The organism is Advenella sp. (assembly GCF_052108595.1).
In the GTDB taxonomy this organism is placed as follows: Bacteria; Pseudomonadota; Gammaproteobacteria; order Burkholderiales; family Burkholderiaceae_B; genus Advenella.
This window is the reverse complement of record NZ_JBQEAU010000043.1, coordinates 2,811-22,455: the sequence shown is the minus strand read 5'-3', so window position 1 is coordinate 22,455 and position 19,645 is coordinate 2,811. Positions and strand designations below refer to the sequence as shown.

Sequence of the window (19,645 nt, the reverse complement as noted above, 5' to 3'; positions counted from 1 at the left end):
TTTCAACTGCCATTGTGGTTGTGTTCATCGTCAAAAAAGTAATCCTGATAGGACGCCGGGCGGTGCTTGATGGCGCCGACATTGCCCATGAACTGCGCCAGCGGGAAGGTATTTTCCGGCGCCAGCTTGACCTGGATATCGGGGTTCTTGATAATTTCAATCAATAGATTACGGTCGATACTGCTTTTGGCAGTACGGATATACGCATCGGCCGCGCCTTCAGGATTGGCCTTGATAAACGCCGCTGCTTCTTTCAATGACTCGACGAAAGCGCCATAGGTCTTGGGGTTGTCCTGGCGAAATTTTTCCGTGGCATACAGCACCGTTGACGTAGACGGCCCGCCCAGCACGTCATAGGATTTCAAAACAATATGCGCGTTCTCGTTGCCTTTGAGTTCCTGCTCCTGGTAGGGAGGCGAGGCAAAATGGGCGTTGATTTCGGTACCGCCCTTGAGGATGCTGGCGGTCGCTTCGGGATGGGGCAACGTCACCGTCAGCCGATCCAGTTGTTTGAACGCTTGCTTGCCCCATTGTTTGGATGCAGCCAACTGTAATATGCGTGCCTGGACCGACACGGTTGTTGCCGGCAGCGCAATGCGATCCTTATCGCTGAAGTCGGCAATGGTTTTAACGTCTGGATTATTGCTGATCAGATAATAAGGAAAGTTGCCCAAAGAGGCGACGCCTTTGACATTGTATTTGCCGCGCGTTTTATCCCAGATCGTCAACAGCGGGCCAACGCCGGCGCCTGCGATGTCGATCGAACCAGACAACAGGGCATCGTTAATTGCGGCGCCCCCCGACAGCTTGACCCATTGGGGTTTGATTTCAAGTCCTACAGTCTTGCCGTGTTTTTCGACCAGTTTCTGATCCTGCACAACCTGCAACAACAAATACACGATGCCATGCTGTTCGGCGATGCGCAGTTGGCCTTCGGCATACGCCGTGGTGCTGACAAGCGCGCAGGCCGATAGTGCAAGTGCTACGTTACGTACTGACAGAAAACGAAGCGGGCGTCTGGCTGGATTGGTAATCATGATGGGCTCTCTGGCTAAGGTGAATGCTGAAATGTTGTTATTGGTCGCCGCGATTATGCCGCATGTCGATTGGCTGGATCAGGGCGGGGTAAGGGGTGTGTTGCGCCGGCGATTGTGGCAATCCTGCAGCGATGCCGCGACCTGTTCAAGTGCGTGGGCAGCACCCGGTCGAACAGGCGGCGCAGGGTATTAACACATTTGTGATCAAACCGGCACGGCCCCTTCCACCGTGGTCCGGTTCAGGCGGCGACGCTGGTCATCGGGGGTGCCGCCGGCCAGATGGATGACTGACCGGTTATCCCAGAAAACCATATCGTCTGTCTGCCACTGATGGGTGTAAATAAATTCGGGGCGGATGCTATGCGCAAACAGTTGCTGCAGAATATCCTCGCTCTCATCATGCGGCAGGCCGACGATACGCGAGGTAAAGTGTTCGTTTACGAACAGGGCCTTGCGACCATTCTCAGGATGGGTCGTGACCACCGGATGCACCACCGGCCTGACTTCGTCCAGTTGCGCCTGCGTCAGTGCCGGGCGCCACGGCGCCTTGGCGCGCTGTTCTTCGTAGCGCTTGATGTAGCTATGCTCTGCCTGAAGTGGCAGCAAAATCTTTTGCAGCGATGCGGGCAGTGTTTCCCAGGCCAGGTGCATATTTGCAAAATGGGTATCGCCGCCGGTGTCGGGCAACTCGCGGGCATGCAGCAGCGAACCCAGGCTGGGCACCGCCTTGTATGACAAATCGGAATGCCAGAAAGCACCGGCATCGCCCAGGCCGATCGGCTTGCCGTTTTCCCGGATATTGGATATTTGCAGAATTTCCTCATGGCCAGGCAGCTGGAACTGTCTCAATACATGAATCTGCAGCGGTCCGAAGCGACGACTAAATTGCACATGCTGAGTCGGCGTAATGTCCTGCTTGCGAAACACCAGCACATGGTGGTCCGAAAAGGCTTGCCTGATACGTGAGAATGCCTCATCGGGCAGCGGCTGATCAAGGTTCAGATCAAGCACCTCTGCGCCAAGTGGCGCGGCCAGCGGCCGTATCGCGAAAGACGGTTCAGACGATACGGGTTGCCCAACGGGCGCTGGGGATGACGGGAGTGAAGCGTAGACGGCAGACATAGATGACCAAAGGCGAAATAGGGAATCAGATATGGCTACTGTATATAAGGAATTCTTATACGTAAAATAGAGAATACTTATTTATATATTCGGATATAAGAACGTAACCCGAACCAATATAACGCGGAGGGCAGACGCCTGGCGCCACAACCTTATTTTGTTTGACAGGCGTGATCGCGCTGCGCGAGTGGTTGCAGGTCGCAGACAGGCCGGAAGCAGCGATGCTTGCGAGCCAGGCGTTACAAGGTCCTTTGCCGAGGCCCTTGTTTCATCTGTCATAATGAAAAAAGCGAATGCCCGACTGCGGCACTCGCTTTGGATTATTCACCGGGCAACGGCCCGCGTCACGCAGTATCAACCAGGCAGCATCTGCTCCGAAGCGAACAGTTCTTCAACGGTTTCGCGGGGACGGATCAGATAGGTCTGATCGGCGTCGACCATCACTTCCGCGCACCGTGGCCGCGTGTTGTAATGGCTCGACATGACAAAGCCATAGGCCCCGGCCGATTCGATTGCCAGCAGATCATTTTGCTGCAACTGCAGCTGGCGGTCGCGCGCCAGCCAGTCGCCGCTTTCGCAGATCGGACCGACAACGTCGTATACCCTGGATTGTGTCGTGTTGCTCGTGTCAGACGGGCTGACGACAGGCAGCACCCCATGCCAGGCGTCGTACAGGGTCGGGCGCAGAAGATCGTTCATGGCAGCATCCACGATGGCAAAATTCTTGCTCTCGTGATGTTTCAGGTACTGCACTCGGGTCACCAGGATGCCGGCATTGCCAACCAGCGAGCGCCCGGGCTCCATGATCAGCTGCAGATGCCCATAGGCACGGTCTTCAAGCATCGCGAACACCTTGTCCAGCAGCAAGGCCGGGGCAATGGGCGTTTCGTCCTGATAACGGATACCCAGGCCGCCGCCGATATCCAGGTGTTCCAGCCTGATGCCCAGGCCAGCCAAGGTATCGAGCAGATTCAGCAGGCGCTCCAGCGCATCCAGATATGGCTCGATTTGTGTGATCTGGGAGCCGATATGACAATCGACGCCGACGATTTTGATCCACGGCAATATGGCAGCCCGCTGGTACACCTGCGCCGCTATTTCAATTGCAATCCCGAATTTGTTGTCCTTCAGGCCGGTGGAAATATAGGGGTGCGTCCTGGCGTCCACGTCCGGGTTTACGCGAAGGGATACCGGCGCGGTCCGTTCAAGCTGGCTTGCGATCAGGGAAATGCGTTCCAGCTCGTCGGTAGACTCCACATTGAAGCATTTGACGCCCGCCTGCAGCGCGGCTTTGATTTCCCAATCCTGCTTGCCGACACCTGAAAAGACAATGGTGTCGGGCTGCGCACCTGCTTTGAGGGCACGGGCCAGCTCGCCGCCGGAAACAATGTCGAAACCGCTGCCCCATTGCGCAAATTGCTGCAATACGGCCAGGTTGGAGTTGGATTTCATGCCGAAACAGACCAGTGCATTGCGGTTGACCAGAGGCTGTGCGTAGGATTCCCAGGCCGCTTTGAGCGCCGCACGGGAATAAACGTACAGCGGTGTGCCGTAGCGTGCTGCCAGCTCGGAAACAGAGACCGACTCTGCCATGAGTTGCGAGCCGTCATAATGAAAAAAGGGTGCACCCGCCGGGGCATTCAGTTCAGTCATGGTAAACAGTAGTTAATGAAACAATTAAAAAGAGTAATGTCACACGAAGATGACAGAAAATGGGGTAAGCACAGATGATGACATAGTTACGAAAGCAGGAATAACGTCACGCTGTCAGGCGTTTAGCCCAGCTGGCGTTGCTGGCCGGGCATCATTCCCGCTTTCATTGGGCTGGCTGTTGTGACCTGTCCCGTGTTGCAATAAGGATCACACCGCGACAGGTCACACCGCCACAGAGCCCAACGCAACCGTTTTGCGGCGCATGTGCAATGGGCCATCATCACGGTGTGGCAGTTGAGTTGGTGCCGCTAGCGGGCTGCCCGGCGGCGTCCTTGGCCGCTTGCTGTTTCGCCCTTTTCTCTGCTTCGGCCTTTTCTCTGCTTCGGCCTTCGCCTTGCGGGCCTTGATGCGTTCGTCGCGCTCCTGCAACTTCTGCTTTTGCTCGGCGGTAGGAAGGTACAGTGGCGCTTTATAGCCGCAAGCCGTTAAACCCACACTCCCGACAAGGAGGGTTACAATGATGGCTACAAGGCGTTTTATACTTGGCGCAGACACGGCACACCCTTTAAATTTTTTACAGAACCATATTATGACTGAATCAGAATTTCTTGCACGCGCAGATGCCATCCTGGACAAGATCCATGAACAGGTCGACAACTGGTTTGAAACACTGGATATCGACCTGGACGCCAGCCGCAGCGGTCAGGTACTGACCATTGTATTCGATCAGAAATCCCATGTCGTGGTCAACAGTCAGGCGCCGCTACAGGAAATGTGGGTAGCAGCGCCGTCCGGCGGATTTCATTACAAGTTCGATAACACCAACTGGGTGGACACCCGCACAGGCACGACGCTTCAGGATAATCTGAGCAGCATTTTTTCCGACATTACCGCTCGCGCGCTCACAATAACGCTCTGATCAGGGCTGCGCGGCAAAACCGCAATAGTGCAGGCCGGATGCTCGTTGATCACCATTGTGGTGTTTTCCGGGAGGCGCATCAGGCGGCGAACCAGCCAGCGCACCGTACTCGACGGCATACAATCATCTAACCGTTTTCCATCCGGCTCTTGGGCAAGTACCTCCGATCGTCTTGCTCTTTTTGTCCAGGCTCCGCGCTTTTGCACCGGGTTTGCTGCGCCTTGAACTGCGTCGGACCATCCAGAAGTAAAAAGGAAAGTAAAAAGGACCCATGCATTGGATGTGCATGGGTCCTTTTCATATTCCTGGTCAAACCGGCCACTCGCTTTTTCAAATCCTCTCAGATCCTTTCAGCGCTGCCAGAGACCGTCTCAGACCGCTTAAAACCGTATCGGCGGCCCACCCATGGGGTTGAACGACTCCAGGGCCTTGCCGATCGCATCGCCAGACGGAGCGGCAGGTTTGGCTGCGTTCGGGTCCTGGCCCCCGCTGCCCGAGACACCGATGTTGGCCAATGCCTTGCCCTGTGGGAATTCGGAGAAATAGTAGTTGTCACCGACCTTGGTCAACCCTTCAGGCATCGGGCCTGGTGCGGTCACTGGCACTTTTTTGAGGGCGGTTTGCATGTAAGTGAGCCAGATCGGCATGGCTGCACCGCCCCCGGTTTCCTTGTCACCCAGTGATTTGGGCTGATCAAAGCCCAGCCAGGAGATGCCTACCAGCTTGGGGGTGAATCCGGCAAACCAGGCATCGAATGACTGGTTGGTGGTGCCGGTCTTGCCCGCAATGTCGTTGCGTTTGAGCGTGGCCTGCGTTCTGGCGGCGGTGCCCGATTTGGCCACGCCACGCAGCAGTTCATTCATCACATAGGTCGTACGGGGATCCAGTACGCGGTTGGTTTCATCACCAGCCACGGCCGGCTGGGCCTTCATGATGACGCGTCCTGTGGCGATATCCACAACAGAATCAATGATGTATGGATTGACACGATAACCACCGTTGGCAAACACCGAGTAGGCGCTGGCCATTTGCAGGGGGGTCACGCTGCCGGCGCCCAGCGCCATGGTCAGGTATGCGCTTTTGGGCGGCTGACGTGCCGGATCAAAGCCAAAGCGGGAGATGAACTCGCTGGCAAATTCCGGTCCGACCGTTTGCAGAATGCGGATGGACACCATGTTTTTGGATTTGTACAAGCCCTGGCGCATTGTCTGGCTGTAGGTGTACGAGTTACCGTAGTTCTTGGGACTCCAGGGCTTGCTGCGCGTCTGGGCGGCACTCAGATGAAAGGGCTGATCCGAAACATTGGTGCCCGGTGTAATACCGCGTTCAAGGCCTGCAGCATACACGAAGGGTTTGAAGGTAGAACCGGGCTGGCGCCAGGCCTGGGTGACGCGATTGAAATCGCCCCGGTTGAAGTCGAATCCGCCGATCATCGATTCGATCGCGCCGTTTTGCGGGTTCAGGGAAATGAACGCGCCTTCGACCGTCGGCATATTGATAATCGTCCAGATGTTGTCCACTTTCTGCAGATAAATGACTGAGCCACGCTGGATCCGGCGGGAAACCGGCCCGGTTTTGACCAGGGCCCGTTTCACATAGCCCAAAGACTTGCCGCTCAATTCATAGATTTGTTCGGGCGTGCGCGCTGCGACCACTTTGGTGGCGCTGGCCGAGAGCACCACGGCCGTTACCAGGTCATCGCTGTCGCGGTGTTTATTGCGAATCTCTTCGAGGGCAAGGTCAAACCGTTCCGTATCGTTTTCGATCCCTTCGGGCAGGTCAACCTGGGCTGCCGGTCCGGGATATGGCTTTCTTCGCGTATACGACATGATGCCTTCGCGCACCGCATGATAGGCCACTTCCTGGTCTTCTGAGCGGATCGTCGTGTAAACGCTCAGGCCACGCCCATACACATTGTCTTTGTATACGTTGTACATGAGTTGCCTGGCCAGTTCTGCGACGTACTGGCCATGACGGGCAAAGTTGGTTTCCGGTGTTTCCTGCGTGTTGTCACGCAGGACGATTTTCTGTGCCATGGCCTGCTGATGCTGTTCGGGCGTAATGTATCCCAGCTTTTCCATGCGATCCAGCACGTAGTGCTGACGTGCGACTGCGCGCTTCATATTGGCGCGCGGATTGAAGCGGGAAGGCGCCTTGGGAATCCCGGCCAGCAGGGCCGCTTCGGCAATGGTCACTTCCGACAGGGGCTTGCCGTAATATGTGCGGGAGGCGGCGGCAAAGCCGTAGGAACGATGCCCCAGATAGATCTGGTTCAGATACAGTTCAAGAATCTGGTCCTTGCTCAGGTTCTGTTCGATCTTGTAGGTGAGCATCAGTTCGTAGAATTTGCGAATGAAGGACTTTTCCGAGGACAGGTAGAAGTTTCGCGCGACCTGCATGGTAATGGTACTGGCACCCTGCGACTTGGCGCCGGAAGCCACGTTGGCAATAACCGCACGACCTACACCCGACCAGTCGACCCCGCCATGGCTGTAGAAGTTATCATCTTCTGCCGCCAGCAAGGCCTTTGTCATAACCTCCGGGATTTCGTTGAAGCGCAGTACGTTACGCCGCTCTTCGCCGTATTCGGCCAACAGGATTTTGTCTGCCGTGTACACACGCAACGGCACCCGCGGGCGATAATCGGTCATCGCCTTCAGATCCGGCAGGTTCGGCCAGGTTAACGCTACGGCAAGGGTACCCAGCAACAAACCGCAAAGCCCAAGGCCAATGCAGAATATGACGGATTGAAAAAGGAACCGGCCTATGCGCGAGCCTGCGCTCGAGCGCTGCACAGTTTTACGAGGGGAGTTGGGTTTACGTGTACTCATCGCAGGCAATTTTAATACCTTCTAGCGGGAAAAGCTGAAATTTTCGGCTCTTTCTGTAACTGAATTGTGCTGTGTGGTGTACATGTGCTATGTTGCAACAAATAAACGACAAATCCTTGAAAACATGGTGTCATTTCTTTGACAACTGTCATAGAACGTCTGTATTTTCACGCCCCGGCGTAACCGGGAGAAAAACCTTTTTACGTACATGCAGCATACAGAACAGGACAATTCCCATGTCCGCCACACCGGTCAGGCGCCCATTTTCCTCATCGGAATGATGGGCGCCGGCAAAACGACCATCGGCCGAGGCCTGGCCCGCTCGCTGGGTCGGGACTTTCTCGATCTGGACCACGAGCTCGAGGCCCGTTGCGGGGTCAGTATTCCAACCATCTTCGATATTGAGGGCGAAGCCGGTTTTCGGCGTCGGGAAACCCAGGTGCTGCAGGATATCACCTTGCGTCGCGATGTGGTCCTGGCCACCGGCGGCGGTGCCGTTGTGGCGCCCGAGAATCAGGAACTGCTGCGCACGCGCGGTATCGTGCTGTATCTGAAGGCGGGCAGCGATGAACTCTTTCGGAGAGTCGCAAAGGATAAAAATCGTCCCATGCTGCTGACGGCCAACCCCAAAGCGCGTATCGTGGAGCTGTTAAAACAGCGCGAACCCATTTACGAGAGTCTGGCCGATTTCACGGTCGAAACCAGCCATGGCTCCATCAATACGGTGCTTGACGCTATTGACCGTCTATTGAAAGATTACCAACAACGAGGTGAAAGAATCTGATGGCCCCAGTCAACGTCGCTACATCTGCCGGACAATACCCCATTCATATTGCGCCGGGGCGCCTGCAGCACATTGCCGAATCGGTCCCGGTCAACGCCACGCGGCTGGTCGTCATCAGCAACCCAGTCGTTGACGGGCTTTACGGAGAGGCGCTGCGCCAGGCACTGGCCGGCCTGCACAAACCGGTGCTCACCATCATCGTGCCCGATGGCGAATCCTTCAAGTCGCTCGATACCCTTAACACCATTTACGATCGCATGCTGACCGAAAAGCTGGATCGCCGCGCCGTCGTTCTGGCGCTTGGCGGCGGCGTCATCGGCGACATGGCCGGGTTTGCAGCAGCAACCTATATGCGCGGCATTCGCTATATGCAGATTCCTACCACGTTGCTGGCCCAGGTGGATTCCTCGGTGGGCGGCAAGACGGCGGTCAATCACCCGCTGGGCAAAAACATGATTGGTGCGTTCTATCAGCCGGTCAGTGTCGATATCGACATCGATGTCCTGCGCACCCTGCCTGCCCGTGAAGTGTCGGCCGGACTGGCTGAAGTCATCAAATACGGCTTGATCCTGGATCGTGCGTTTTTTGAATGGTGCGAAAGCAATGTCGCGCAACTGGTGGCGCTTGACGCAGACGCACTGGCCTATGCCATTGCACGCTGCTGCGAGCTCAAGGCGCAGGTCGTCTCGGAAGACGAAAAGGAAACAGGCCTGCGCGCCATCCTTAACCTGGGCCATACCTTCGGTCATGCGATTGAGGCAGGCCTGGGGTTTGGCACCTGGCTGCATGGCGAGGCGGTTGCCTGCGGGCTGGTCCAGGCCGCCGTGCTCTCGGGCAAGGTGCTTGGCTTGCCTGCGGCCGATATCGCGCGGGTGCGCGCGCTGGTGCGTGCCATCGGCTGTCCGGATATTGCGCCGGATCTAGGGGGGAGCACCTGGCTTGACCTGATGCAGGGCGATAAGAAAACCGAAGGCGGCGAAATACGTTACGTACTCATGCCGGCCATTGGTCAGGCAGTGGTTCAGGCGGCCCCATTAAAGCAGGTTCAGGAAACGCTCAGCGACACAGTTGGCGACATTGCCATCGATCGCGGCGCGGTTCAGGTTCCTGATATGGCCGGCGCCCGGGCGTAAAGCATGACAGTGCCCAAGCTAGCGCCCTACGCGACCCATCCGGCCCACTCCAGGGGGCGGCTGCATCCGGAAGATGCCGACCCGGCGCGCGACCCTTTCCAGCGGGACCGTGACCGCATCATCCACAGCGGCGCATTTCGTCGGCTCGAATATAAAACGCAGGTTTTTGTTAATCACGAAGGTGATTTATTCCGCACCCGTCTGACCCACAGTCTGGAAGTGGCGCAAATTGCGCGGGCGGTGGCGCGCAATCTGGGATTGCACGAAGACCTGACCGAAGCGATCTCGCTTGCCCATGACCTGGGTCACACGCCATTTGGCCATGCAGGCCAGGACGCACTTCACGAATCGATGCAGACACTGCGTCCGGCGGCTGGCGGGTTCGAGCACAATCTGCAAAGCCTGCGGGTGGTCGATGAGCTGGAGGAACGCTATGCCTCGTTCAACGGCCTGAATCTCACCTTCGAAACCCGCGAGGGGATTCTCAAGCATTGTTCACTGTCGCACGCGCGCCAGCTGGGCGAAGTGGGGCAGCGCTTTATCGACAGAAAGCGCCCGGGCCTGGAAGCACAACTGGCCAATCTGGCCGACGAAATCGCCTATAACAATCATGATATTGATGACGGCCTGCGTTCAGGTCTTATCACAATTGAACAAATGCGTCAGGTGCAACTGTTTGCCACCTACCATGATGAAGTAAGTCGTCTGTTTCCCGATGTCACCGGGCGCAGGCTCATTGCCGAGATCATCCGGCGCATGATCAACGCCCTGATCGTGGACCTGACCCACACGACCCGGGACAATTTGCGTACTCATCAGATTCAGACACGTGAAGACGTGACCGAAGCGCCTGCGTTACTGCAGTTTTCCGACGCAATGCGCACGCAGGCCGACGAGCTCAAATCCTTTCTGATGCATAATCTGTATCGCCACTACAAGGTGATGCGCATGGCCAACAAGGCCAGCACCATCGTCCAATCGCTGTTCAAGGCCTTTGTGGAAGATCCGCGGCTGATGCCGGCAGACTACCGGCACGATGATGAGCGCAGGCAGGCGCGCGCCATTGCCGACTATATCGCCGGGATGACCGATCGTTATGCGATCAAAGAATACAAGCGTCTGTTTGTCGTATAAACCGGGGTGTTGCACAGCAAACTGGATTGACTAACGTTAAGAATTATTCATAAAAGCTACATTCATTCTTTTTTCAAAAAGCATCAAGAATTTTTTCAAAATAGGGACTTCGCATCTTGTTGGAAAATGATTTCGCATTTTCAATTTAGATAAGTCAAGCGAAATCCTATGGACAGTCCGGCCCCACCATTGCGTAGCCCCCATACTCTGTTTGTCGACGGCAATATGCAGAGTTTGCACGGCGTGCTTGCCGCCATGCGTAGTGCTGGTTTCCGTATCACAGTTGCATTTGACGGTCTGCAGGGGTACGAAAAGGCCATTACGCTGCAGCCCGATGTCATTGTTTCGGAATTGCATCTGCCCCGGCTTGATGGTATTCCTCTATGCCGTCGGCTCAAGGCCAACACACTCACCACAGATATTCCCGTGCTCTTTTACAGCGATCTGGACGATCCACAATCGCGCATCCAGGCTTTGGAATATGGGGCTTCCGATTTCATCTCCAAAGCCCATCCGTATGACGAAGTGGTAGCGCGCATCCGCATTCATGCCAGTATCTCCCAGCGGTTGCACAGCGTACGGCAACAGCAGGCGTCAATGCGTTTGTCCTCGGGCCAGGAACTGCATACCGGCACCATTGACAGCGACGATGAAGTCGCCGTGCGCATCGTCATGCAGTATGCACAGGACAATCTGTCTGAAGACCTGAGCCTGCCCAAGCTGTCAGCGCTGGTGTCCATGAATAAAAAGCGCTTGAATCGCGCCTTCTACAATGTTTGCGGTTGCAGCGCCTTTGAATACATTCGTGATTTACGCATGCGCACCGCAAAGCACCTGTTGGCCACTACGTCGTTGCGCACGCTGACCATTGCCGAAGACGTGGGGTTTTCCAACGCCGCCAATTTCGCAACGGCATTTCTGAATATGCAGGGCATGACGCCGTCGGAATACCGGCGAAAAACGAAGCAAATACGGGTTTCCGAGAGTGTGAAAAACACCAATGACGTATAAGCGACGGCAGCGAACCGATATACAATTAAAAGAAAAGGAGACTTGCCTTGCTAACACGCCATGCAACCTACGACGCAACCGTGTCGGCTACCCACTGGAATGTGCCGCAACACTACAATATCGGCGTTGATGTTTGTGACAAATGGGCAGACGGGGCCGACCGTCTTGCCATCATTCATGAAAAGTCGCCCGCCGATATCCAGTATTACACCTTCGACCAGTTGAAAGCCTATTCCAACCAGTTCGCGCACGTGTTGCAACAGGCTGGGGTGGCACGCGGCGATCGGGTGGGTATTTTGCTGGCCCAGGGCATAGAAACTGCCATTGCACATATTGCCTGCTACAAGCTGGGGCTCATTGCCATTCCCCTGTTTTCACTGTTCGGCTCCGATGCGCTGGCCTACCGTCTGTCCAATTCTGGCGCGCGGGGCCTGGTAACCAATGCAGAAGGGGTGGCCAAGCTGGGTACCATTGCAACGCCCTTACCCGAACTGAAAACCGTCGTGGATATCGATGCCACGCAAAATACACCGGCAACGCTGGCATTCTGGCCATCGCTGCAACAGCAGCCAGATACCCTTGAACCGGTTCGTACCCTGGCCGATGACCCTGCCGTTATCATTTACACCTCGGGCACAACCGGCAAGCCCAAAGGGGCCCTGCACGCACATCGGGTCTTGCCAGGGCATTTGCCTGGCGTTGAAATTTCCCACAATTTCTTTCCCGAAAACGCCAAAGTCATGTGGACGCCTGCAGACTGGGCGTGGATCGGCGGTCTGTTTGATGTCCTTATGCCATCATTGCATCACGGTATCCCCGTGCTGGCCTGCCGTTTTTCCAAATTTACCGCCGAAGCGGCTTTCGATATCATGTCGCGGCACCAGGTCACGCACACCTTTTTGCCACCAACGGCACTCAAAATGCTGCGCCGGCTGGAAAATCCGCGTGGCCGCTGGCCGCTGGCGCTTCGTTCCATTGCCAGCGGGGGTGAAAGCCTGGGGCTGGAACTGATCGACTGGGGGCGGCGCAATCTGGACATTACCATCAACGAATTTTATGGGCAGACCGAATGCAATATGCTGGTGTCGTCTTGCGCCGATCTGTTCGAGCCCAAAATAGGCAGCATGGGCAAGGCTGCGCCAGGCCATGATGTGCAGATTGTCAACGACCAGGGAGAGGTGTTGCCCGACGGTACCGAAGGCAATATCGGTGTCAGGTGTCCCGATCCGGTCATGTTCCTGGGCTACTGGAACAACCCAGAGGCCACCAGGGAAAAATTCGCCGGCGACTTCCTGGTAACGGGAGATATGGGCGTTCGGGATGAGGAGGGTTTTTTCCGCTTTGTCGGCCGCAATGACGACGTGATCACCAGTGCGGGTTATCGCATTGGTCCGGGCCCCATCGAAGATTGTATTCTGGGGCATCCACTGGTTAGCATGGTTGCCGTGGTGGGGCTGCCCGATGACGAGCGCACCGAAGCGGTCACCGCTTTTGTTGTCCTGAACGAAGGCGTGGTGCCATCGGATGCGCTGAAAAAAGAAATCCAGGATCATGTAAAAACGCGTGTTGCTGCGCACGAGTATCCGCGCCGCGTTTATTTTGTCGACGCGCTGCCCATGACCACAACTGGAAAAATCATCCGCAAGGAACTGCGCAACTACACCGAGGCGCCCCGGTAGCCACAGGTATGGCTGCTCAGGCCTTTTCTCTTTCCAAGAGGGGCTTCAAGTAACGTCCCGTATGGCTCTTCGGACTGGCGGCAATATCGGCCGGTGTTCCTGTTGCCACGATCTGTCCGCCACCCTGGCCGCCTTCGGGGCCCATATCAATAATCCAGTCGGCGGTCTTGATCACATCCAGATTATGCTCAATGACCACGACCGTATTGCCCGCATCTACCAGTTGGTTGATCACCTTGAGCAATAGTGCAATATCGGCAAAGTGCAGGCCGGTCGTGGGCTCGTCCAGAATGTACATGGTCTTGCCCGTGCTGCGCTTGGACAGTTCCAGCGACAGCTTGATACGCTGCGCTTCCCCGCCCGAGAGCGTGGTGGCAGACTGGCCCAGCCGTATATAGCTTAAGCCCACATCCATCAGGGTCTGCAGTTTGCGATTGATCACCGGCACCGCGCTGAAATATTCCAGCGCCTGTTCCACCGTCAAATCCAGCACATCGCTGATGGTGCGGCCCCGATAGCGAATTTCCAGGGTTTCGCGGTTATAGCGTTTGCCATGACATGTATCGCAAGGAACGTACATATCGGGCAGAAAATGCATTTCAACCTTGATAACGCCGTCGCCCTGGCAACTTTCGCAGCGGCCGCCCTTGACGTTGAAGGAAAACCGCCCGGGATCATAGCCGCGGGTACGGGATTCCGGCGTGCCGGCAAACAACTCACGGATCGGCGTGAACAGCCCGGTATACGTGGCTGGATTGCTGCGCGGCGTACGGCCGATGGGGCTTTGATCCACATTGATGATCTTGTCAAAGTGGTCCAGTCCCTCTACCGACGTAAAGGGGGCTGGCTCGGTCTGGGCACGATGCAGTTCGTGCGCCATCAGCGTTGCCAGCGTGTCGTTGATCAGGGTGGATTTACCCGAACCGGATACGCCCGTGACGCACACCAGTTTGCCTGCAGGCACCTGCAGTTCGACGTTTTTCAGATTGTTGCCCGAGCAGCCGCGTATTTTCAACCACGCCTGCTCCTTATCCAGCTTGCGCGGGTTATGCGCCTTGATGCGCATGCGCCCGCTCAAATAAGCCCCGGTCAGCGACGATTCATCATTGGCAATCTGATCCGGGGTGCCAGAGGCAATAATCTGGCCGCCGTGTTCGCCTGCGCCCGGCCCCATGTCCACCACCCAGTCTGCCGAGCGGATCATGTCTTCATCATGCTCGACCACAATCACGCTGTTGCCCAGATCGCGCAAATGTGCAAGGGTCTGGATCAGCCGATCATTATCGCGCTGGTGCAGCCCGATAGAGGGTTCGTCCAGTACATACATGACGCCCGTCAGTCCCGATCCGATCTGGCTGGCCAGCCGGATACGCTGCGCCTCGCCACCTGAAATGGTGTCGGCGCTGCGGTCCAGCGACAGGTAATTGAGGCCCACATTGTTCAGAAACTCAAGCCTGGCACGGATTTCCCGCACAATTCGGTCGGCAATTTCCTGCTTGGATCCGGTCAGGTTCAGGTTTTCAAACCAGTGCAGGCATTCGGACAGCGCCATTGCTTCTACTTCATAGATCGCCATGCCCACCCGCGAACCGCCGCGTGATTCATTGCCGATCAGCACATGCCGGGCGTCTTCGCGCAAGCGTGAGCCGCCGCAATCGGGGCAGACCTGCAGGCTGCGGTACTTGCCCAGTTCTTCGCGCACGGTATTGGAATCGGTTTCCTTCCAGCGACGCTCCAGATTGGGAATAATGCCCTCGAACGCATGTTTTTTGACAGAGCCGCGGCCCTTGTCGTTCAGGTACACAAATGAAATTTCTTCGCTGCCCGAGCCGTACAGCACCGTTTTCTGGATCGCCGGCGGCAGCTCTTCAAAAGGCACATCCATATCGAATTCGAAATGTGCCGCCAGACTGGTCAACAGTGAATGGGTAAACGCGTTGCGCTTGTCCCACCCCTTGATGGCGCCGCTGGACAGGCTCAGGGTGGGGAAGGCCACGACCCGTTTCGGATCAAAGAACCAGGTGTGCCCCAGGCCGTCGCAGGTCGGACAGGCGCCCACCGGGTTGTTAAAACTGAACAGGCGTGGTTCCAACTCTGCCAGGGCATGATTGCAGATCGGACAGGCATAGCGAATGGAAAACGGCTGTTCGCGCTCATTATCCATATCCAGCACCAGCACGCGACCATCTGCCAGCTTGAGCGCAGTTTCTATGCTTTCGGCCAGCCGCTGCTTGCTTTCTTCCCGCACTCGCAGGCGGTCAATGACCACATCAATCGAGTGCTTTTCATTTTTGTTCAGAACAGGGCGCGGCTCCAGTTCGGTCATCTGGCCGTTGATGCGCACCCGTACAAAGCCCTGAGCCTGCAACTGGGCAAAATCGTCTTCGTAGCTGCCCTTGCGTTCGCGGGCAATGGGGGCCAGGATGGCAATACGCGTATCGGCGGTCATGGCCAGAATGTGGTCCACCATATGCGCAACCGACTGTGCCTGCAGGGGTTCGCCATGTACGGGACAGTAGGGCGTGCCTACGCGGGCATACAGCAGCCGCAAATAATCGTGAATCTCGGTAATGGTGCCGACGGTGGAGCGAGGGTTATGACCTGCTGCCTTCTGCTCAATGGAGATAGCCGGCGACAGGCCTTCGATCAGGTCTACGTCGGGCTTGTCCATCAATTGCAGGAACTGCCGGGCATAGGCCGACAGGCTTTCCACATAGCGGCGCTGCCCTTCTGCGTACAATGTGTCAAAGGCAAGCGAAGACTTGCCTGAACCGGATAAACCGGTCAGAACGACCAGTTTATGACGGGGGAGGTCGAGCGACACATTTTTTAAATTATGCGTACGGGCACCGCGAATGCGGATGGCATCCATGAAATTATCTTTTCCTGTTGAACGAACTGGGTTTTTCTCGGACTAATCCATTACTATAACGCAGGTGTCAATACCAGTTATACCTTCCTCCCACTTTGTCTTTTTATTTGCTGAATGAATTCCGCTGCGCCAAGTCAACCCGCTCAAGCAGATGCTGCCAAACCGGCTAAACTCAAACTTACGTCCACTGAACGCCGTGCCAGCACGACACTGGCGCTGCTTTTTGCGGTTCGCATGCTGGGCCTGTTCCTGCTGACCCCGGTTTTTGCCGATGCGGCCAAAAGCCTGACCGGCGGTAGTAATGCGGCACTGGTGGGAGCGGCCATTGGCGCGTATGGTCTGACTCAGGCCATTTTGCAGATTCCGCTGGGCATGGCTTCGGACCGTTTTGGCCGCCGCCCGGTGATTATTGGCGGTATGGTGCTGTTCATCATCGGTGGCATCGTTTGCGCACTCAGTGATTCGGTAACTGGCGTCGTCATTGGCCGTTCCATCCAGGGGCTGGGGGCCATTTCCGCGGCCATTACCGCCTGGGTGGCAGATGCGACGCGCCCGGAAGTCCGCACCCGCGCGATGGCCATGGTGGGCGGCTCCATCGGTATTTCGTTTGCCCTGGCGCTGGTGCTCGCCCCCCTGCTGGTCGAATATGGAGGCCTCTCGGGCCTGTTCTGGGTTATTTCCCTGCTGGGCTTTGTCAGCCTGCTGCTGGCCACTTTTATTGTGCCGGTAGCGCCCTTGCAGATCCCTGCCATCCAGTCGCGCCCGCGCGATGTGCTGAAAAACGGCGACCTCTTGCGACTGAATTTTGGCGTGTTCTGCCTGCACTGCATCCTGATGTCCATTTTCGTGGTGGCGCCCCCACTGCTGATCGGGCTGGGCGGGTTTACGACCGGCACGTTGTGGAAGGTCTACCTGCCCGTGATTCTGGCTTCATTTGTGGCCATGGTGCCGGTCGTTTTCTACACGGAAACGCGGCACGTACACAAGCAGAGCCTGGAGTGGAGCGTGGCCGGCCTGGCCATCGTCATGGCCATCATGGCTTTTGCGACCCACTCGTTCGCCGCCATTGTGGTGCTCTTTGTGGGTTATTTCGTTGCATTCAATATTCTGGAAGCGTTGCAGCCATCACTGGTATCGCGCGTTGCCCCGGCAGAGCACAAGGGGTTGGCCCTCGGGTTCTATAATATGTCCCAGGCCCTGGGTGTTGCGGCAGGGGGCGCGGTAGGCGGCCTGCTGGCCCGCTACACGGGCGTGCCGACCGTTTTCCTCATGGGCGCGATATTGGCTGCCGTCTGGTTCTTTACCGCCAGAAGCTTCAAATCTCCTACGTAAAGCCCGTGGTGGCTATAATGACCCAATTGTGCAAGCCGGTAAGGGCAGTTAAGATACTGTCCTGATTACCATCTACAGTCAGGATTTAACCATGGCATCAGTCAACAAAGTCATACTCGTCGGCAATCTGGGACGCGACCCGGAAGTGCGCTACTCTCCAGATGGCGCTGCCATCTGCAACGTCTCCATTGCCACTACTTCAAACTGGAAGGATAAGAATTCGGGCGAGCGCCGTGAGGAAACCGAATGGCATCGCGTGGTGTTCTATAACCGCCTGGCGGAAATCGCCGGCGAATACCTCAAGAAAGGCCGCCCGGTTTATGTCGAAGGTCGTCTGAAAACCCGCAAGTGGCAGGACAAGGACACGGGCGCAGACCGTTATTCAACCGAAATCGTGGCAGACCAGATGCAAATGCTGGGTGGTCGCGAAAGTACAGGTACAGGCGGCATGGACGATGGCGGTTTTGGTGGCGATGAATCTTATTCCGCTCCGCAACAACGCCAGGCACCCCAGCAGCGCAGCCAGGCACCGCAACAGCAGCGCCCCGCGCAAAAGCCTGCAGCCAATATCATGGATATGGACGACGATATTCCGTTCTGAATGATATAAAGAAATTTATGTCAAGTTATTCGAATTTGATCTTGTTTTAACTGATTGAATTATAAAAGGAAAATAAAACTCAAAGTCTCCCAGTTGTGTAACAACTGGGAGACTTTTTTGTTTGCCCAAGATTTGTACTTTTGATAAATCGTATATAGGAAGTAATTGTCAAGATAAGAATTTTTAGCTATTCTTGTTTCGTAAAAGCTTGGTGGTGTTATGAGAATAGAGATAGTTACTCACAAAACAGGCGAGCAAATACCAATTATGCTGGATGTTGCCGGCTTACCTGTGGTCCTGCCAAATGAATTCATTCTTGCCAGAAGATCTCTCAGCACCAATACATTAGTCAGGAATTTAAGAGAGTTGGCGGTTCTTTATCAGTGGCTGGAAAAAGGGGAATGCGAACTATCGGCTAAATTGTTAGCTCCGAATTCGTTTAACGAGGCGGAGCTAAAGGGTGGGTTGGTAGAGGCCCTGAGAATTTGCCAAGTTCAAGGTCGAGTAGGTGCGGTATCGCCTAATACCTTCAATCAACGGTTAACCACTGTTCGGCAATTTATGGGTTGGTGTATGGACGTTCTTACCAGTCAGTTGCCGATGTCTTCTCAGTACTACGAGCGTTTTAGAGAAAGGAAATCATTTCTTATAAAAACGCTGGATGGGAGCTTTATGTCTTCCCCTCCCGTGAGACAAAGCGTTCGAAAAGGATTAAACGAGGCAGAAATTGCTTTCTTACTTGAGATTTTGAATCCTGAAGCGCAGCAAGGTTTCGGGATAAATCCAGCCGTAAAATTTAGAAACTACGTATCTGTTTGCTTAATGTTATTTTGCGGTTTAAGGCCGGGTGAACTGCTTAATTTAAGGGTGGAGGATGTACAGATTGGTGCTATTTCAGCACTTAAAGTTGAGCGTAGACCTGCAGACTTACGCGATACAAGGCGACCTAGGCCTCAGATTAAGCGTAATGGTAGAATTATCCCGATTGATAATCTGCGACTTGTTTTTGCGTTAAACGAGTACATCATGACTTGGCGTGAAGAGTTCGAGAGCAGAAGCAATGTTGAAACAGATTATTTGGTATTGAGCGATGATGGGGTCCCGTTGTCACAATCGTCGATTACGCAACTTTTTCAATTGCTCCGAACGAACTATTCCGAGCAACTTCCTGAGAATTTGACAGCTAAGTCTTTACGACACACTTTTTCATCTCGGATGGAGAGAGTACTACGTCACGGGGGTATGGATGAGCAACGTAGAAGAGAGGCTTTGGCTTTCTTGCGGGGTGACAGTAACTTGGATTCGCAGAATACTTACTTAGCACAAGAGGTGGAAGAGCAAGCAGTAAGATCGCTAAGGCAATATCAAGCTGAAATTATTTCAGGAAGGAAGTCGTAATGAACTCGCAACCAGTTCGTATCCTTGTGGAAAGTCAGGCTTGGTCTGGGACAAGTAAGCTTATAACCCGAGAAGGAAAAGAAGTCGATATATCCGGTGATACCTGGAGATTGCCCTATGTTTCTAGCAAGTACCCGAC

Annotated in this window: 15 protein-coding genes; 9 read left to right on the top strand and 6 right to left on the bottom strand. The window is 55.4% G+C overall.

What is annotated here, in order from left to right:
- Positions 1 to 2: 2 nt before the first annotated feature.
- The 4 genes from ACTIKR_RS09710 to lptM all read right to left on the bottom strand — a co-directional run bounded on the left by ACTIKR_RS09710 (position 3) and on the right by lptM (position 4,439).
- Complete coding sequence (locus tag ACTIKR_RS09710) at positions 3 to 1,037, bottom strand: ABC transporter substrate-binding protein (protein ID WP_442327738.1); 1,035 nt, start codon at positions 1,035 to 1,037, stop codon at positions 3 to 5.
- A 204-nt stretch (positions 1,038 to 1,241) separates the two neighbouring features.
- Entirely contained in the window at positions 1,242 to 2,159 is a 918-nt protein-coding gene (locus ACTIKR_RS09705; protein WP_442327737.1) for a TauD/TfdA dioxygenase family protein, read from the bottom strand.
- 354 nt (positions 2,160 to 2,513) lie between these two features.
- Entirely contained in the window at positions 2,514 to 3,812 is a 1,299-nt protein-coding gene (lysA, locus tag ACTIKR_RS09700; protein ID WP_193090053.1) for a diaminopimelate decarboxylase, read from the bottom strand.
- Positions 3,813 to 4,034: 222 nt separating this feature from the next.
- Positions 4,035 to 4,439 carry an LPS translocon maturation chaperone LptM gene (gene lptM, locus ACTIKR_RS09695; protein ID WP_442327736.1) on the bottom strand — a complete coding sequence of 135 codons (405 nt, stop codon included), beginning with the start codon at positions 4,437 to 4,439 and terminating at the stop codon, positions 4,035 to 4,037.
- On the opposite strand from lptM, the gene cyaY reads away from it, so the two are divergent.
- Complete coding sequence (gene cyaY / locus ACTIKR_RS09690) at positions 4,402 to 4,731, top strand: iron donor protein CyaY (protein ID WP_193090055.1); 330 nt, start codon at positions 4,402 to 4,404, stop codon at positions 4,729 to 4,731. The two genes, lptM and cyaY, sit on opposite strands and share 38 nt — an antisense overlap.
- Before the next feature lie 380 nt (positions 4,732 to 5,111).
- Here the strand turns inward: cyaY and ACTIKR_RS09685 are convergent, their stop codons facing one another.
- Positions 5,112 to 7,562: a penicillin-binding protein 1A gene (locus ACTIKR_RS09685; protein WP_193090056.1), complete on the bottom strand. Its 2,451-nt coding sequence runs from the start codon at positions 7,560 to 7,562 to the stop codon at positions 5,112 to 5,114.
- 208 nt (positions 7,563 to 7,770) lie between these two features.
- On the opposite strand from ACTIKR_RS09685, the gene ACTIKR_RS09680 reads away from it, so the two are divergent.
- The 5 genes from ACTIKR_RS09680 to ACTIKR_RS09660 all read left to right on the top strand — a co-directional run bounded on the left by ACTIKR_RS09680 (position 7,771) and on the right by ACTIKR_RS09660 (position 13,303).
- Positions 7,771 to 8,346, top strand: a complete 576-nt coding sequence (locus ACTIKR_RS09680; protein WP_193090057.1) for a shikimate kinase — start codon at positions 7,771 to 7,773, stop codon at positions 8,344 to 8,346.
- Positions 8,346 to 9,479, top strand: a complete 1,134-nt coding sequence (gene aroB / locus ACTIKR_RS09675) for a 3-dehydroquinate synthase (RefSeq protein WP_193090058.1) — start codon at positions 8,346 to 8,348, stop codon at positions 9,477 to 9,479. Before ACTIKR_RS09680 ends, aroB begins: the two co-directional genes overlap by 1 nt.
- Positions 9,480 to 9,482: 3 nt before the next feature.
- Positions 9,483 to 10,613: a deoxyguanosinetriphosphate triphosphohydrolase gene (locus ACTIKR_RS09670; RefSeq protein WP_193090059.1), complete on the top strand. Its 1,131-nt coding sequence runs from the start codon at positions 9,483 to 9,485 to the stop codon at positions 10,611 to 10,613.
- Between the two features lie 168 nt (positions 10,614 to 10,781).
- Positions 10,782 to 11,624: a response regulator transcription factor gene (locus tag ACTIKR_RS09665; protein WP_193090060.1), complete on the top strand. Its 843-nt coding sequence runs from the start codon at positions 10,782 to 10,784 to the stop codon at positions 11,622 to 11,624.
- A gap of 47 nt (positions 11,625 to 11,671) precedes the next feature.
- Positions 11,672 to 13,303, top strand: coding sequence for an acyl-CoA synthetase (locus tag ACTIKR_RS09660; RefSeq protein ID WP_193090061.1), 1,632 nt, complete (start codon positions 11,672 to 11,674; stop codon positions 13,301 to 13,303).
- Between the two features lie 16 nt (positions 13,304 to 13,319).
- Here the strand turns inward: ACTIKR_RS09660 and uvrA are convergent, their stop codons facing one another.
- A complete protein-coding gene (gene uvrA / locus ACTIKR_RS09655) occupies positions 13,320 to 16,175 on the bottom strand; it encodes an excinuclease ABC subunit UvrA (protein ID WP_193090062.1) in 2,856 nt (951 codons plus the stop codon).
- Between the two features lie 114 nt (positions 16,176 to 16,289).
- Here uvrA and ACTIKR_RS09650 point away from each other — a divergent pair, with 114 nt between their 5' ends.
- The 3 genes from ACTIKR_RS09650 to ACTIKR_RS09640 all read left to right on the top strand — a co-directional run bounded on the left by ACTIKR_RS09650 (position 16,290) and on the right by ACTIKR_RS09640 (position 19,506).
- Positions 16,290 to 17,507 (top strand): MFS transporter, encoded by a 1,218-nt coding sequence (locus tag ACTIKR_RS09650; RefSeq protein ID WP_442327735.1) that lies wholly within the window; start codon positions 16,290 to 16,292, stop codon positions 17,505 to 17,507.
- A 91-nt stretch (positions 17,508 to 17,598) separates the two neighbouring features.
- On the top strand, positions 17,599 to 18,108 hold the full coding sequence (gene ssb / locus ACTIKR_RS09645; protein ID WP_193090064.1) for a single-stranded DNA-binding protein: 510 nt from the start codon (positions 17,599 to 17,601) through the stop codon (positions 18,106 to 18,108).
- Positions 18,109 to 18,327: 219 nt separating this feature from the next.
- Positions 18,328 to 19,506 carry a tyrosine-type recombinase/integrase gene (locus ACTIKR_RS09640; protein ID WP_442327734.1) on the top strand — a complete coding sequence of 393 codons (1,179 nt, stop codon included), beginning with the start codon at positions 18,328 to 18,330 and terminating at the stop codon, positions 19,504 to 19,506.
- The last annotated feature ends 139 nt before the right edge of the window (positions 19,507 to 19,645 follow it).